Annotated in this window: 9 protein-coding genes; 3 read left to right on the forward strand and 6 right to left on the reverse strand. The window is 70.2% G+C overall.

Annotated features, from left to right (window positions below; all coding sequences use genetic code 11):
* Positions 1 to 65 precede the first annotated feature (65 nt).
* Both rpsT and JOD31_RS09985 read right to left on the reverse strand, forming a co-directional pair.
* Positions 66 to 332, reverse strand: a complete 267-nt coding sequence (gene rpsT / locus JOD31_RS09980) for a 30S ribosomal protein S20 (RefSeq protein ID WP_204950172.1) — start codon at positions 330 to 332, stop codon at positions 66 to 68.
* A gap of 154 nt (positions 333 to 486) precedes the next feature.
* Positions 487 to 1,860: an ActS/PrrB/RegB family redox-sensitive histidine kinase gene (locus JOD31_RS09985; protein ID WP_246482411.1), complete on the reverse strand. Its 1,374-nt coding sequence runs from the start codon at positions 1,858 to 1,860 to the stop codon at positions 487 to 489.
* Between the two features lie 78 nt (positions 1,861 to 1,938).
* Between JOD31_RS09985 and phaZ the strand changes: the two genes are divergently transcribed.
* The 3 genes from phaZ (at position 1,939) to JOD31_RS10000 (ending at position 5,116) form a co-directional block, all read left to right on the forward strand.
* The gene (gene phaZ, locus JOD31_RS09990; protein WP_204950174.1) at positions 1,939 to 3,633 is read left to right on the forward strand and encodes a polyhydroxyalkanoate depolymerase; all 1,695 of its coding nucleotides are present in this window, start codon (positions 1,939 to 1,941) and stop codon (positions 3,631 to 3,633) included.
* A gap of 151 nt (positions 3,634 to 3,784) precedes the next feature.
* Positions 3,785 to 4,204, forward strand: coding sequence for a CREC-EF hand family protein (locus tag JOD31_RS09995; protein WP_204950175.1), 420 nt, complete (start codon positions 3,785 to 3,787; stop codon positions 4,202 to 4,204).
* Between the two features lie 165 nt (positions 4,205 to 4,369).
* Positions 4,370 to 5,116, forward strand: a complete 747-nt coding sequence (locus tag JOD31_RS10000; RefSeq protein ID WP_204950176.1) for a metallophosphoesterase — start codon at positions 4,370 to 4,372, stop codon at positions 5,114 to 5,116.
* A gap of 58 nt (positions 5,117 to 5,174) precedes the next feature.
* Here JOD31_RS10000 and typA read toward each other — a convergent pair whose 3' ends face one another.
* The 4 genes from typA to JOD31_RS10020 all read right to left on the reverse strand — a co-directional run bounded on the left by typA (position 5,175) and on the right by JOD31_RS10020 (position 14,780).
* Entirely contained in the window at positions 5,175 to 7,004 is a 1,830-nt protein-coding gene (gene typA / locus JOD31_RS10005; protein WP_204950177.1) for a translational GTPase TypA, read from the reverse strand.
* Positions 7,005 to 7,207: 203 nt separating this feature from the next.
* Positions 7,208 to 8,443: an argininosuccinate synthase gene (locus tag JOD31_RS10010; RefSeq protein WP_204950178.1), complete on the reverse strand. Its 1,236-nt coding sequence runs from the start codon at positions 8,441 to 8,443 to the stop codon at positions 7,208 to 7,210.
* A 117-nt stretch (positions 8,444 to 8,560) separates the two neighbouring features.
* Positions 8,561 to 9,928: an MFS transporter gene (locus tag JOD31_RS10015; RefSeq protein ID WP_204950179.1), complete on the reverse strand. Its 1,368-nt coding sequence runs from the start codon at positions 9,926 to 9,928 to the stop codon at positions 8,561 to 8,563.
* A 37-nt stretch (positions 9,929 to 9,965) separates the two neighbouring features.
* A complete protein-coding gene (locus JOD31_RS10020) occupies positions 9,966 to 14,780 on the reverse strand; it encodes an NAD-glutamate dehydrogenase (protein WP_204950180.1) in 4,815 nt (1,604 codons plus the stop codon).
* Positions 14,781 to 14,812 lie beyond the last annotated feature (32 nt).

A 14,812-nucleotide genomic window follows, 5' to 3' on the forward strand; every position in this document is an offset into this window, starting at 1 on the left:
GCAGGCGCCACAAACGAAAAAACCCGGCCGCGAGGCCGGGTTTCGATGCGTCTTGAAACCGTCGTTCAGGCGCTGAGGGCGCGCACGCGAGCGGCGAGGCGCGAGACCTTCCGGGAGGCGGTGTTCTTGTGCAGCACGCCCTTCTGGGCGGCGCGCATGATCTCCGGCTCGGCGGCGCGGAGCGCGCTGCGGGCGTCGTCCGCCTGACCGGAGGCGAGCGCCTCTTCGACCTTGCGCAGGAAGGTGCGCACGCGGCTGCGACGAGCGCCGTTCACGAGCGTGCGGCGAGCGATCTTACGGGCGGCCTTTTTGGCCGACGGCGTGTTGGCCATGGGCGTCTCGTTCCTTGATCCGATGCGCCGCGAGCGTCGAGCGCAGGGGCGGCGATAAAACGACGAGCGGCGAGCTCAGGCCCGCCGCGAGTGGCGGTCTCCTAGCAACGAAGCGGCCGCGCGTCAACGCCGGAGCGCATGCCCACGACGCGGATCAGCCGAACAGGCCGCGTTCCTGAGCTTCGAAACGCCCGCGCGGCCAGGCGACGCGCACCACCGCGCCCTCCTCCGGCGCCGCGGCGTTGCCGATCTCGATCGTCGCCCCCGACCGCTCCAGCAGGGTCTTGGCGATGAAGACGCCGAGACCGAGACCGCCGGCCTCCTGGTCGTGGCCGCGGTCGTCCGAGCGGGTGGAGACATAGGGTTCGCCCACCTTGGCGAGGATCTCGGGCGCGAAGCCCGGGCCGTCGTCAGCGATCTCCAGGGTCACGCGCGCCGCGTCCCACCCGGCTGTCACGCGCACGCTCGACCGGGCGAAGTCGACCGCGTTCTCCACGATGTTGCCGAGGCCATAGAGAACGCTCGGGTTGCGGCGCCAGTGGGGCTCGGTCGCCCGGTCGCCGATCAGCGCCACCTGCAGCGCCACGCCAAAGTTGCGGTGCGGCTCCACGACGTCCTCGATCAGGTGGCCCATGGCCATGATGTCGAAGGGCGCGCCGTGCTCGTCGAGCGAGGTCAGCTTCTTGAGAATGTCGCGGCAGCGGTCGACCTGCTCGCGCAGCAGCACGATGTCGTCGCGCTGGGGGCCCGCCTCCATCCCCCGCTCGAGCTCCTTGGCCACGAGCGCGATGGTGGCGAGCGGCGTACCAAGTTCGTGGGCGGCCGCGGCCGCCAGTCCGTCGAGCGCGGACAGGTGCTGCTCGCGGGCGAGCACCAGCTCGGTCGCGGCCAGCGCCTGGCCGAGCTCCCGGCTCTCGGCCGCGACGCGCCACGCGTAGACGCCGATGAAGCAGAGCGCCAGCAGCAGGGCGCACCAGATGCCCGCCACATAAAGGAACGGCATGTCGACGGGCTCGGCCCCCGACCAGGGCAGCGGGCGATGGGCCAGGCCGAGCAGGGTCGCGCAGGTGACGACGAGGGCTGCGAGCGACAACGTGGCCTTCGGCGGCAGCGCTGTCGCCGAGATCATGACCGGCGCGAGGAACAGCACGGAGAAGGGGTTCTCCAGCCCGCCCGTCAGATAGAGCAGCGCCGCAAGCTGCAGCACGTCGTAGCCGAGCAGGGCGGCGGCGGCCTGCGGCGCGAGCCGGTGCGTCACCGGAAACCGCAGGCGCAGCAGGACGTTCAACCCGGCGGAGAGCGCGATGACCAGGAAGCAGGCGGCGAGCGGCAGGGGAAAGCCAAGCGCCGCGTGCACCAGCACCACCGCCGCGCTCTGCCCCGCGACCGCGAGCCACCGCAAGCGGACGAGCGTGTCGAGCCGCAGGCGGTGCTGGACGAAGAACAGGCGCTCGCGGGCGTGGGAGATGTCGAGGGTCACGGCGACCACCTTACACGCGCTTCGCCCGCGGCGGAGAGCCGGCGCCATCGGATGGATTGACGCCGCGGCGGAAGCGCGGAATCGTCTGGCGAGTTGTGCGACGCAGCATATCCGGAAGGATGAGCGATGCCGAGAGACATCAAGAGCGCGGGTATCGGCGAGTTTGGCGGGGCGCCCGCCACCGCCGATTGGGGCGGCTCTCTGACGACGATGCCCTTGTACTGGATGTACGAGGCGGCGCAATCCTCGCTCGGACCGGCCCGCGCGTTGGCGGACGCCGGTCGGCTCTATTTCAAGAACCCCGCGAACCCCGCCTCCCACACCGACTGGGGCCGGAAGATGGGGGCGATGTGCGAGGTGTTCGAGCGCGCGACGCGCCGCTACGGCAAGCCCGAGTTCGGCCTCGCCACCACGCTCGTGAACGGCGAGCGGCTGGCGGTGACCGAAAAAGTGGTCTGGAGCCGACCGTTCTGCGACCTCATCCATTTCCAGCGCGCGATGCGGCCCGGCGCCCGCAAGCAGCCCAAGCTGCTGATCGTGGCCCCGATGTCCGGCCACTACGCCACGCTGCTGCGCGGCACCGTCGAGGCCATGCTGCCGGACCACGACCTCTTCATCACCGACTGGACCGACGCCCGTCTTGTCCCGGTCACGGACGGCTCCTTCGACCTCGACGACTACATCGACTACCTCATCTCGATCTTCCGCTTCATGAAGGGCGACGTGCACGTGATGGCGGTGTGCCAGCCCGCCGTGCCGGTGCTCGCCGCGGTCGCGCGCATGGAAGCGGAGGACGACCCCTTCGTGCCGCACTCCATGACCCTGATGGGCGGCCCGATCGACACGCGCGAGAACCCGACCGCCGTCAACCAGGTCGCCATCGACCGCGGCACCGAGTGGTTCCAGCGCAACGTGGTGACCATGGTGCCGTGGCCGCACCCCGGCGCGATGCGTCAGGTCTACCCCGGCTTCCTGCAGCTGACCGGCTTCGTGTCGATGAACCTCGACCGGCACGTCGAGGCCCACAAGGAGTTCTTCAATCACCTCGTGGACGGCGACGGCGACAGCGCCGAGAAGCACCGCGAGTTCTACGACGAGTACCTCGCGGTGATGGACCTGACCGCGGAGTTCTACCTCCAGACGGTCGACACCGTGTTCGTGCGCCAGTCGCTGCCGAAGGGCGAGATGACCCATCGCGGCAAGCCGGTGGACTGCTCGAAGATCACCCGCTGCGCGCTGATGACGGTGGAGGGCGAGCGCGACGACATCTCGGGCGTCGGCCAGACCAAGGCCGCGCACACGCTCTGCTCGAACCTCTCGGACGACAAGCGCGTGCACTATCTGCAGGACAAGGTCGGCCACTACGGCGTGTTCAACGGGTCGCGGTTCCGGTCGCAGATCGCCCCGCGCATCCATGATTTCATCCTGTCGAACCAGCCGCGCGCCGCAGCGGCGTCGAAGCCCTCCGCTCCCGCCGAGGCCCCACGGAAGGCGGAGCCCGCCGAAGTCGGCGCCGAGCCGAAGACCGCAGCGGGCGCGGAGGCCGCCGTCAGGGCTCCCGCCACAGGCAAGCGCGCGAAGTCGAACGGCGCGACCCGTCTGGCCGAGCCGCAGGGCCCGGCCGACGACCTCACCCGGATCACGGGCGTCGGGCCGAAGCTGCAGGCCGTGCTCAACGAGGCGGGGATCTTCCATTATTGGCAGATCGCCCGGATGACCGAGGACGAGCGGAAGTCGCTGGACGCCAAGATGACGCCGCCCGGCCGGATCGCGCGCGACAAGTGGGTGGAACAGGCGGCCCGCCTCGTCGACGCGGGCTGAGTTTGGCGGTTTTTGCGCACTCGGCTCTGGTCGGCGCTTATAAAACGCTTATAAGGAGCCAACGCAGCGTAGTTCCGCAGGGTTTGTTGTCGAACGCGGAGCCGCCGCTGCCGATTGCTCCGTTTAAACTTATTATTATCAGGAAAACACCATGAGCGTGTTCACTCATCGTCTTGGCGCCGCCGCGGCGGCGCTTGTCCTCGTGGCGGCTCCGCTCGTGGCGCAGGCCGCGACGACCATGACCGGCGCCGAAGTTCTGGCGAAGTACAACAAGGACGGCGATCAGACCATCGAGCTGCCCGAGGCTCTGATGCTGGCCGCCGACACCTACCAGGCGATCAATCCGGACGGCGACAAGACCCTCGAGCCGAACGAGACCGAAGGCCGCCTGACGGCGAAGGACTGGGAGCGCGCCAACAAGGACGGCGACAAGACGCTCGAGCTCGACGAGTGGCTGAGCATCGCGCGCAAGCGCTTCAAGGGCGCCGACGCCGACAAGGACGGCAAGCTGACCGCCGCCGAGCTCGACTCCAAGCGCGGCCAGCTGTTCGTCGCGATGATCGCGCACTGATCCAGCGGATGGACGGGCCGCGTTCGCCGGCCTGTTCGTGACGTTTCTGACGGCCCGCGGGGGACACCCCTCGCGGGCCGTCCGCGTTTTCGCCCCGGCGCGTCCCGAACCGCGCGCGGCGCGCTATGTCACGGATCGCGTCCGCTCCCCAATCATCGAGCCGCCATGACCGCCGTCACCGTTCTGCGCCATGAGTGGCGTCCCGCCATCCGCCCCGCGCCGCCCGGCGTCGCGATCGCGGCCGTCGGCGACGTCCATGGCCAGATCGACCTGTTCGCGGCCCTGCGCGACGCGCTGGCGGAGGAGATCGCGTCGGCGCCGGAGCGGATCTTCGTCAGCGTCGGCGACCTGGTGGACCGTGGGCCGGGGAGCCTCGCCGCGCTACGGCTCGCGCGCGCCGCCCCGCAGGGCGCGACCGCGATCACCTTGCGGGGCAATCACGAGGACGTCCTGCTCGACGTGCTGGCCGAGCCTCGACCCGAGGTCGTCGCGCACTGGCTGGAGTTCGGCGGCGGGGACGTGGCGGGCGAGGCGGGCGTGCGCGTCGGCGAGAGCGGCTGGACGGACGCCCTGAAGGCGGCGATCGGCCCGGACCTGCTGGAATGGCTCGACGCGCGGCCGACGCTGTGGCGGATCGGCGATCTTGTCTTCGTCCACGCCGGGCTGGACCCGCAGACGTCGCTCGCGGCGCAGACCGACCGGACCCTGATGTGGATCCGCCGGCCCTGGCTGGAGAGCGCGGGCCCCTACGCCGAGAACGTCGCCGTGATCCACGGCCACACGCCCCAGCGCGGCGTGGATCTCGACCATCCGCACCGGATCAACCTGGACACCGGCGCCTACCGCTCGGGCCTGTTGTCGGGGCTCGTGATCCTCGGAGACAGGATGCGCCTGGTGCAGGCGGCGCGATGAAAAAAGGGCGGCTCGCCCGGCTCATGGAGCCCGGACGACGCCGCCCTTTCGTCAAGCCTTACGCGACTTCGGCTTCGCCCTTGCGGCTGTCGCGCTTGCGGGCGTTCGGGTCGAGCAGGCGCTTGCGCAGTCGGATCGACTTCGGGGTCACCTCGACGAGTTCGTCGTCCTGGATCCACGCCAGCGAGCGCTCGAGCGTCATCCGGATCGGAGGCGTGAGGCGAACGGCCTCGTCCTTCGACTGGGTGCGGATGTTGGTGAGCTTCTTGCCCTTGAGGACGTTGACCTCAAGGTCGTTGTCCCGGCTGTGGATGCCGATCAGCATGCCCTGATAGACCTTCCAGCCCGGCTCGATGATCATCGGGCCGCGGTCTTCGAGGTTCCAGAGCGCGTAGGCCACCGCCTCGCCGGCCTCGTTCGCGATCAGCACTCCGTTGTTGCGGCCGGCGATCTCGCCCTTGAAGGGGCCGTAGGCGTGGAACAGGCGGTTCATGATCGCCGTGCCCTTGGTGTCCGTCAGCAGCTCGCCCTGGTAGCCGATGAGGCCGCGGGTCGGCGCGTGGAACATCAGCCGCAGACGATTGCCGCCGGACGGGCGCATCTCGAGCATGTCGGCCTTGCGCTCCGACATCTTCTGCACGACGACGCCGGAATGCTCCTCGTCGACGTCGATCACGACCTCTTCGATCGGCTCGACGATCTCGCCGGTCGCCTCGTCGCGCTGCAGCACGACGCGCGGACGCGACACGCCGATCTCGAAGCCCTCACGGCGCATCTGCTCGATCAGGATCGCAAGCTGCAGTTCGCCGCGGCCGGACACGATGAACGAGTCCTTGTCGGCGGCTTCCTCGACCTTGAGCGCGACGTTACCCTCGGCCTCCTTCAGCAGCCGGTCGCGGATGACGCGGCTCGTGACCTTGTCGCCTTCGGTGCCGGCGAGCGGGCTGTCGTTGACTAGGAAGCTCATCGACACGGTGGGGGGGTCGATCGGCTGCGCCTGGATCGGCTCGGTCACCTGCGGATCGCAGAACGTGTCAGCGACGGACGCCTTCACCAGACCTGCGATCGAGACGATGTCGCCGGCCTCGCCGACGTCGATCGCCGTGCGCTCGATGCCGCGGAAGGCCAGGATCTTGGAGACGCGGCCGTTCTCGACCAGCTGGCCGTCGCGCGACAGCACCTTGACGGTCTGGTTCGGCCGAACCTGGCCGGAGATGACCCGGCCGGTGATGATGCGACCGAGGAACTGGTTCGCCTCGAGCAGCGTCCCGAGCATGCGGAACGGGCCGGGCTCGGTCTTGGCCTCAGGCACATGCTTGAGGATCAGGTCGAACAGCGGCGCCAGGCCCTCGTCCTTGGGGCCTTCGGGCGAGGGCGCGAGCCAGCCGTCGCGGCCGGATCCGTAGAGGATCGGGAAGTCGAGCTGCTCGTCGGTCGCGTCGAGCGCCGCGAACAGGTCGAACACCTCGTTGATGACTTCCGAGGCGCGGGCGTCGGGGCGGTCGACCTTGTTGATCGCGACGATCGGGCGAAGGCCGATCTTCAGCGCCTTCGACACCACGAACTTGGTCTGCGGCATCGGGCCTTCGGCCGCGTCCACCAGCACGATCACGCCGTCGACCATCGACAGGATGCGCTCGACCTCGCCGCCGAAGTCGGCGTGGCCCGGCGTGTCGACGATGTTGATGCGGGTGTCCTTCCACACGATCGACGTCGCCTTGGCGAGAATCGTGATGCCGCGTTCCTTCTCGAGGTCGTTCGAGTCCATCACGCGCTCGGCGACGCGCTGGTTCTCGCGGAACGATCCGGACTGGGACAGCATCTTGTCGACCAGCGTGGTCTTGCCGTGGTCGACGTGCGCGATGATCGCGACATTGTGGAGTATCATGGGCTCTCGCTTCAGGGCCGCCCGCGCGGCCCCGCCTGTTCGCTTCTTCTATCTCGTGTGCGGCGCACACATGCGCGAAATGCGCTCGAAACGCAAGGGCGGGCCGGCCGCGCGACCGCGCGCGCTCGCGGACGAGCCTCAGTCCCGGCCTAAAACGCGCGCCGAAACGCGCTCATGCTCGCGCGGCCCGAGGAGCCGGTCGCTCAGTTTTCCGCGCGGTTCTTCCGGGCGGCGAGCGTCCGCAGGCGCAGGGCGTTGAGCTTGATGAAGCCCGCCGCGTCGCGGTGGTCGTAGGCGACCGCGCCGTCCTCGAAGGTGACGAGCTCCTGATTGTAGAGCGAGTTCGGGCTCTCGCGGCCGGTGACGATGACGTTGCCCTTGTAGAGCTTCAGCCGCACGCGGCCGGACACCTCCTTCTGGGACAGGTCGATCGCCGCCTGCAGCATCTCGCGCTCCGGCGAGAACCAGAAGCCGTTGTAGATGAGCTCCGCATAGCGCGGCATCAGCTCGTCCTTGAGATGCGCGGCGCCGCGGTCGAGCGTGATCGACTCGATCGCGCGGTGGGCGGCGAGCAGGATCGTGCCGCCCGGCGTCTCGTAGACGCCGCGGGACTTCATGCCCACGAAGCGGTTCTCGACCAGGTCGAGGCGGCCGATGCCGTTGGCCTTGCCCAGCTCGTTGAGCCTGGTCAGGATCGACGCCGGCGACAGCGCCTCGCCGTCGATCGCGACCGCGTCGCCCTTCTCAAAGTCGATCGACATCAGCGTCGGCTGGTCCGGCGCCTCTTCGGGCGAGATCGTGCGCATGTGCACGTCCTCGGGGGCCGCGAGGCTCGGGTCCTCGAGCACCTTGCCCTCGGACGAGGAGTGCAGAAGGTTGGCGTCGACCGAGAACGGGGCCTCGCCGCGCTTGTCCTTCGAGATCGGGATCTGGTGCGCTTCCGCGAACTCGATCAGCCGGGTGCGGGAGGTCAGGTCCCACTCCCGCCACGGCGCGATGACCTTCACTTCCGGCTCCAGCGCGTAGTAGGCGAGCTCGAAGCGGACCTGATCGTTGCCCTTGCCGGTGGCGCCGTGGCAGACGGCGTCGGCCCCGGTCGCGCGCAGAATGTCGATCTGGCGCTTGGCGATCAGCGGCCGCGCGATCGAGGTGCCGAGCAGGTACTGCCCCTCGTAAACCGCGTTCGCCCGGAACATCGGGAACACGAAGTCCCGGACGAACTCCTCGCGCAGGTCCTCGATGAAGATGTTGTCGGGCTTGATGCCGAGCAGCTCCGCCTTCTTGCGCGCGGGCTCCAGCTCCTCGCCCTGGCCGAGGTCGGCGGTGAAGGTCACCACTTCGCACTGGTAAGTGGTCTGCAGCCACTTGAGGATCACGGAGGTGTCGAGGCCGCCGGAGTAGGCGAGAACGACCTTCTTCACGGAGGCGGCGTCTGACATGCGAGAGGGTCCTGAGGGTCTTGGAGCGCAAGGGTCTTGGAGCGCGGCGCACTCTAGCCATCGCCGCGCGCGGCGCAACCCGTGAGCGGCAAGGCCGCACCCTGAGGCGGGAGGCCGCTAGTCCCGCGCGTCGGGCACGCGGACGGCGCCGAGCAGAGCGGCCCCGCCCAGGAAGAAGGCGATCAGCACCGAGACGCCAACCCGCTGGCTGTCGGTCAGCGCGGTCACGGCCGCCACCGCGAACGGCCCGAGGAAGGACGTGACCTTCCCCGACAGCGCGAACAGGCCGAAGGCCTGCGTGAGCTTTTCCTTCGGCGCGAGGCGCACCAACAGCGAGCGCGAGGACGCCTGGAGTGGCCCTGAGGCCGCGCCGAGCACCAGGGCGAGGCCGATGAACAGCCGCTCGGGAGCGGATGAGAACAGGGCGTCATCGGGCACCGGCGGCGTCACCGGCACCACGAACAGGATGCGCGCGCGGTCGATCGAGGCGATCGCCACCGCGGCGGCGGTCAGAAGTCCAAGCGACCACGCGACCACGCGCTCGGGGCCCACGCGGTCGTCGAGCCAGCCGCCGACCAGCGATCCGACGATCCCGGAGACGATGACGAGCACGCCGAAGACGCCGGTTTCGATCGGCCCCCAGCCGAGAGCGCCCGCCCCGTAGATGCCGCCGAAGGCGAACAGCGCCGTCAGCCCGTCCACGTAGAGCATGTGAGCCGCGAGGAAGAGCGCGAGGTCCGGCGAACGTCGCAGGCTCTTCAGCGTCCGCCAGAGGTCCCTTAAACCCGCCGTGACCGCGCCGCGCGGAGATCCGGCCGTCACGTCCGGCGTGAACAGGAACAGCGGGGCGGCGAAGACGAGGTACCACAGCGCCGAGAAGGGTCCCGCCGCGCGATCCCCCTCGGAGGTCGCGGGATCGAGCCCGAGGATCGGCGCGATCCCGGCGAGCGTCAGCCCGTCCTCCGGATCGGCGGAGAACAGCAGCAGCGCGATCGCCAGGGCGATCAGGCCGCCGACGTAGCCGGTCGCCCAGCCCAGGCCGGACAGGCGGCCGATCCGCTCCGGCGGCGCCAGCGTCGGCATCATGGCGTTGGTGAAGGCCGTGGCGCATTCCGCCCCCACGGTCGCGACCACAAACCCGCCGAGCGCGATCGGAACCGCGTAGGCCGACCCGGGGACCGCGAACCACAGGGCCGAGGCGCCAAGGACGATCAGGAGCGAGAACCCCGCGATCCAAAGCTTGCGGCCGCCGGTCCGGTCCGCGATCGCGCCGAGCGGGGGCGTGGCGAGGCCGACGATCAGTCCCGCGGTTCCCGCCGCGACGCCCCACAGCGCCTGCCCTTCCGCGGGATCGTCCATCAGCCGCGAGACGAAGAACGGCGCGAACACGAAGGTCGCGAGCAAGGTGAACACGGGCTGCGTCGCCGCGTCGTAGAGCGCCCACGCGGCGACCGCGCGGCGGGAGACGGTTCGGTGCTGCGGCATGGGGCTCGCGTAACGCAGGCGTGGCGGGACGCGCAGTCTACGCCACGTCCCGCGCCAAATCTCCGAGCAGGCTGGAGGCCACCGTCAGCCGCGCGAGCGTGAGCCCGCCGCCGGCTATCTCGCCGACCGCGCGGCGCACGCGGGCGACGTCCGCCGCGTTCTCCGACCAGGCGGACACCGCCGGCCACCCGTCGAGGCCGGGCTCGGCGACAAGCGCCGCGACCGCCATAGCCCGCGCGGCGACGCCGATCTGATCCAGCGCGCGGTCGAGCGCGAGGCGGTCGTAATAGTCCGCCACGCCGATCGCCTGCGCCGACCGCACCATGCGGGCGAGCTGGAACTCGTCGGCGACCGCGAACAGCGCCGCCGCGGCGACGTCGATCGGACGGCCGGTCTTCTCGGCGATCAGCACCGCGTCGGTCGCGCCCTCCATGGCGAGAAGCGCCGAGAACCGCACCGCGAGCGGCCCCGGCAGGCCGGCGCGCACGAGCTCCGTCGCGCGGGCGGAGCGGCGGCCCGCCGCGTCGGGCCCGAGCGCCTCGTCGAGCCCGGCGGCGACCGCGTCCACGCCGGTCTGGAACCGTGCGACGACGCCGTCGAGCCCTCCGTCAAGATCGACGTTGCGCAGGAACCAGACCATGCGGTGGAGCAACAACTCGCGCATGCCGGCGTAGAGATCGAGCTGGAGGGCGCCGGGAATCTTCGTATCCAGCGCGTCGATCTCGTCGTGCACCTCGTCCATGCGGAAGGCGTCGCGCGCCACCGCGAAGGCGGCCGCGATGCGGGACGGCGGCGCTCCGGTCTGGTCCATCAGCCGGACCACGAGCGCCGGCCCGCCGCGGTTGATCATGGCGTTCGCGAGCATGGTCGCGATAATCTCCCGCCGCAGCCGGTGGCCGGCGATCGCCTCCGCGAAGCGCTCGCGCATCAGCGTCGGGAAATAGCGGACCAGCTCCTTCGCGAGGTAAGGATCGTCCGGCGTGCCGGAGGCCAGCAGGTCGTCGTAGAGCGCGATCTTGGACCAGGCCAGCAGCACGGCGATCTCGGGCCGCTCCAGCGGATCGCCGACGCGCACGCGTTCGGCGAGCGTGGCGTCGTCCGGCAGGGTCTCGACCGCGCGGTCGAGCAGGCCGCGGACCTCGAGCGCCTGCATCAGCCGCGACAGGAAGCCCGCCTCGTCGACGCCCGCACGCTGGCTGAGCGAGATCGCGAGGGTCTGGTCGTAGTTGTTGGCGAGCACGAGGCGACCGACCTCGTCTGTCATTTCGCTCAGGATGCGGTTGCGCTCGTCGAGCGCGAGCGTCCCGTCGCGCACCGGGCCGGCGAAGGCGATCTTGATGTTCACCTCGACGTCCGAGGTGTTGACGCCCGCGGAATTGTCGATGGCGTCGGAGTTGATGCGCACGCCCCTGGCCGCCGCCTCGATGCGGGCCTTCTGGGTGACGCCGAGGTTGGCGCCCTCGCCCACCACCTTCACCCGGAGATCCGGCGCGGCGACGCGGATCGCGTCGTTGGCGCGGTCGCCGGCCTGCTCGTCGGTCTCGCTCGTGGCCCGCACATAGGTGCCGATGCCGCCGAACCAGAGCAGGTCCGCCGGCGTCTTCAGGATCGCGCTCATCAGCTCCTGCGGCGTCGCGCTGGCCTTGTCGAAGCCGAGAGCGGCGCGCACGGGCTCAGAGAGCGGGATCGTCTTCAGGCTGCGCGCGAACACGCCGCCTCCCGCCGAGATCTTGGCGGCGTCGTAGTCCTTCCAACTCGAGCGCGGCACGGCGAACAGACGCTTGCGCTCCTCGAACGAGACGGCGGGGTCCGGATCGGGATCGAGGAAGATGTCACGATGATCGAAGGCCGCGAGGAGCTTGATCGCAGGCGACAGCAGCATGCCGTTGCCGAAGACGTCGCCCGACATGTCGCCGACGCCCACCACCGTGAAGGGCGTGGTCTGGATGTCGACGTCCATCTCGCGGAAATGCCGCTTCACCGCCTCCCACGCTCCCCGCGCGGTGATGCCCATGGCCTTGTGGTCGTAGCCGACGGAGCCGCCCGAGGCGAAGGCGTCGCCTAGCCAGAAGCCGCGGCCCTCGGCGATGCCGTTCGCGGTGTCGGAGAAGGTGGCGGTGCCCTTGTCCGCCGCGACCACCAGATAGGGGTCGTCGCCGTCGTGGCGGACAACCGCCTCGGGCGGGACAAGGTCGTCGCCCTTCAGGTCGTCGGTCACGTCCAGCAGGGCGTTGATGAAGATCTTGTAGGCCTCGGTTCCTTCCGCGAACCAGGCGTCGCGGGGCCCCGCGGGCAGCTGCTTCGGCACGAAGCCGCCCTTGGCGCCCACCGGCACGATGACCGCGTTCTTCACCTGCTGTGCCTTCACCAGGCCCAGCACCTCGGTGCGGAAATCCTGCGGCCGATCGGACCAGCGCAGACCGCCGCGCGCGACCTTGCCGAAGCGGAGATGCACGCCCTCCACGCGGGGCGAATAGACCGAGATTTCGTAGAGCGGCCGCGGGGCGGGCAGGCCGTCGACCTTCGCGCTCTCCAGCTTGAAGGCGAAGGTGCGCTTGAGCCCTCCCGCCGCGTCGTCCTGGAAGAAGTTGGTGCGCTGGCAGGCCTGCACGAAGTTCTCGAACCGGCGCAGGATGCGGTCTTCGTCGAGGCTGTCGACGGCGACGAGCGCCTCCTCGATGCGGGCGACGATCCCCGCCTCGCGCTCGACGCGGTCGCCGGACCCGCCCGGCGCAAAGCGGACGTGGAACAGCTCGACGATCATCGCGGCGACGCCCGCATGCTTCGTCAGCGTGGTCCACATGTAGTCCTGGTCATAGGGAACCCGCGCCTGCCGGAGGTAGCGCGAGAGCGCGCGCACCAGCGCGATGTCGCGCCAGCCGAGACCGCCTTCGAGCGTGAGCGCGTTGTACCCGTCGCTCTCCGCGTCGCCGTTCAGCACCGCGATGAGCAGCGCCTCGAGCTGGGCGTCGAGCGCGTGCGTCAGCTCGAACGCGCCGCCGCTGGCGCGCTCAAGCGCCATGTCGTGGATGAAGACATGGGCCTCCGCCCCGAGACCCGCGGGCTCCGCGCGGTAGCTGCGCTCCTCGATCACCCGGAATCCCATGTTCTCGAGCATGGGGACGCGGCGCGACAGCGGGATCGGCGCCCCGCGCGAGAACACCTTCAGGCGGATCTCCGGCTCGCCGGCGCGGCGGAAGAAGTCGATCGCGAAGCTCGCCTCGGCGGAGAGCCGCTCGATGTGGCCGAGGTCGACCACCGCCTCCGCCGGCGAGGTGCGCGACTCGTAGGCGCGACCGAACGCCTGGCCGTAGCGCTGCGCCAGCCGGCGGGCCTCGGCGCCCGTGCGGCTGGTCGAAAGCTCGGTCCGGAGCAGATCGCCCCAGGTCGCCGCCTGCTGAGCGATCTCCTCGTCGAGCGCCGCAGGGTCGACCTCCGGCGCGGGTCCGTCGAGGCCGATGACGAACTGCACCCGGGCGAGCGGGCCCTCGGGGAAGGCGGGATAGTAGGCGCTTACGCGGCCGCCGAGCCGTTGCGCGAGCCGCTGGCCGATGCGCGTGCGCACGGCGGAATCGTAGCGCTCGCGCGGAACGTAGACGAGCGCCGAGGCGAAACGCTCGAACCGGTCGAGGCGCAGCAGGACCTTCACGCGCGGGCGTTCGTAGAGCGCGAGGATCTCCATCGCGGTGTCGAACAGCGCGTCGGCGTCGACCTGGAACAGCTCGTCGCGCGGGTGGGTCTCCAGCACGGTCGCAAGCGCCTTGCCGGAGTGGCTGTCCGGATCGAAGCCCGCGCGCCGGATGACCTGATCGATCTTGCGGCGGACCACCGGAAGGCTGCGGGCCGGCCGGGTGTAGGCCGAGGCGGTGAACAGGCCCACGATGCGGAGTTCGCCGACGAGGCGGCCGTCGCCATCGAACCGCTTCACGCCGACGTAGTCCATGTGCCGCCGCCGAAAGACCTTTGCGTGGACGCTGGCCTTGGTGACGATCAGCGGCTTCGGCTCGTGCAGGAAGGCCCGGATCTCAGGCGTAAGATTGACCAGCTGGCCGCCGCGACGCAGCACGCGTGCGGCGGGATCGCGCAACGCGCCGAGGCCCGTCTCGGACAGCTGCTCCAGCCGCTCGTCGTCGCCCTCCCCCTTCAAGGCGTACTCGCGGGCGCCGAGGAAGATGAACTCGTCGCCGTCGAGCCATTGCAGGAACTGGATCGCCTCGGCGATCTCGGCGACCTCGAGCGGCGGCGGCGTCTCCTTGAACGCCGCGACCTGCGCCTGCACGAGGGACCGCATGGCTTCGTAGTCTTCGGTCGTCTTCCGGACCTCGGCCAGCACGTCCTCGAGCGCCGCGACCAGGTCGGCGCGGGCCGCCTCGTCGTCGATCCGGTCGACATGCAGATGGATCAGGCTCTCGCGCGGCGTGTCCTCCACCTCCGCGCGGTTTGCGTCGCCGAGGAAGCGGGCGAGCCTGCCGTCGGCGTCCCGCTCCACGGCGATGATGGGATGGGCCACGAGCCCTGCCGTCATCGCGCGCTCGCCGAGCTCAGCCAGCACGCTGTCGAGCAGGAACGGCATGTCGTCGTTGACGATCTCGATCACGGTCGTCTCGGCCCGGCCCCCAAGCTCGGGGTCGATCAGCCGAATGTCGGCCTTCCCCGGCGCCCGGCGCGCCAGATGCCGCCACGCGTCGCTGGCGAGGGTCGCGAGCGCCGCCGGCTGAAGAGGTTCGAGATCGTCCAGCGCGGTGCGCGCGAACAGCGCCTCGACGAAGGCCGCCGGCGGTCCGCCCGCCCGCCCGGCCCGCTCCGCGGCGTCGTCGATGAGCCTGGTGCGGATGGCGTCGCCCTGCAGCATGATCGTCTCCTGGCATGCGCGGCGGCGGCCTC

This window comes from Methylopila capsulata (assembly GCF_016907975.1).
Classification (GTDB): domain Bacteria; phylum Pseudomonadota; class Alphaproteobacteria; order Rhizobiales; family Methylopilaceae; genus Methylopila; species Methylopila capsulata.

Excerpts from the sequence above, each read along its gene's own strand:
- rpsT (WP_204950172.1), bottom strand. The coding sequence starts at position 332 with ATGGCCAACACGCCGTCGGCCAAAAAGGCCGCCCGTAAGATCGCTCGC.
- JOD31_RS09985 (WP_246482411.1), bottom strand. The coding sequence starts at position 1,860 with ATGGCGCCGGCTCTCCGCCGCGGGCGAAGCGCGTGTAAGGTGGTCGCC.
- phaZ (WP_204950174.1), top strand. The coding sequence starts at position 1,939 with ATGCCGAGAGACATCAAGAGCGCGGGTATCGGCGAGTTTGGCGGGGCG.
- JOD31_RS09995 (WP_204950175.1), top strand. The coding sequence starts at position 3,785 with ATGAGCGTGTTCACTCATCGTCTTGGCGCCGCCGCGGCGGCGCTTGTC.
- JOD31_RS10000 (WP_204950176.1), top strand. The coding sequence starts at position 4,370 with ATGACCGCCGTCACCGTTCTGCGCCATGAGTGGCGTCCCGCCATCCGC.
- typA (WP_204950177.1), bottom strand. The coding sequence starts at position 7,004 with ATGATACTCCACAATGTCGCGATCATCGCGCACGTCGACCACGGCAAG.
- JOD31_RS10010 (WP_204950178.1), bottom strand. The coding sequence starts at position 8,443 with ATGTCAGACGCCGCCTCCGTGAAGAAGGTCGTTCTCGCCTACTCCGGC.
- JOD31_RS10015 (WP_204950179.1), bottom strand. The coding sequence starts at position 9,928 with ATGCCGCAGCACCGAACCGTCTCCCGCCGCGCGGTCGCCGCGTGGGCG.
- JOD31_RS10020 (WP_204950180.1), bottom strand. The coding sequence starts at position 14,780 with ATGCTGCAGGGCGACGCCATCCGCACCAGGCTCATCGACGACGCCGCG.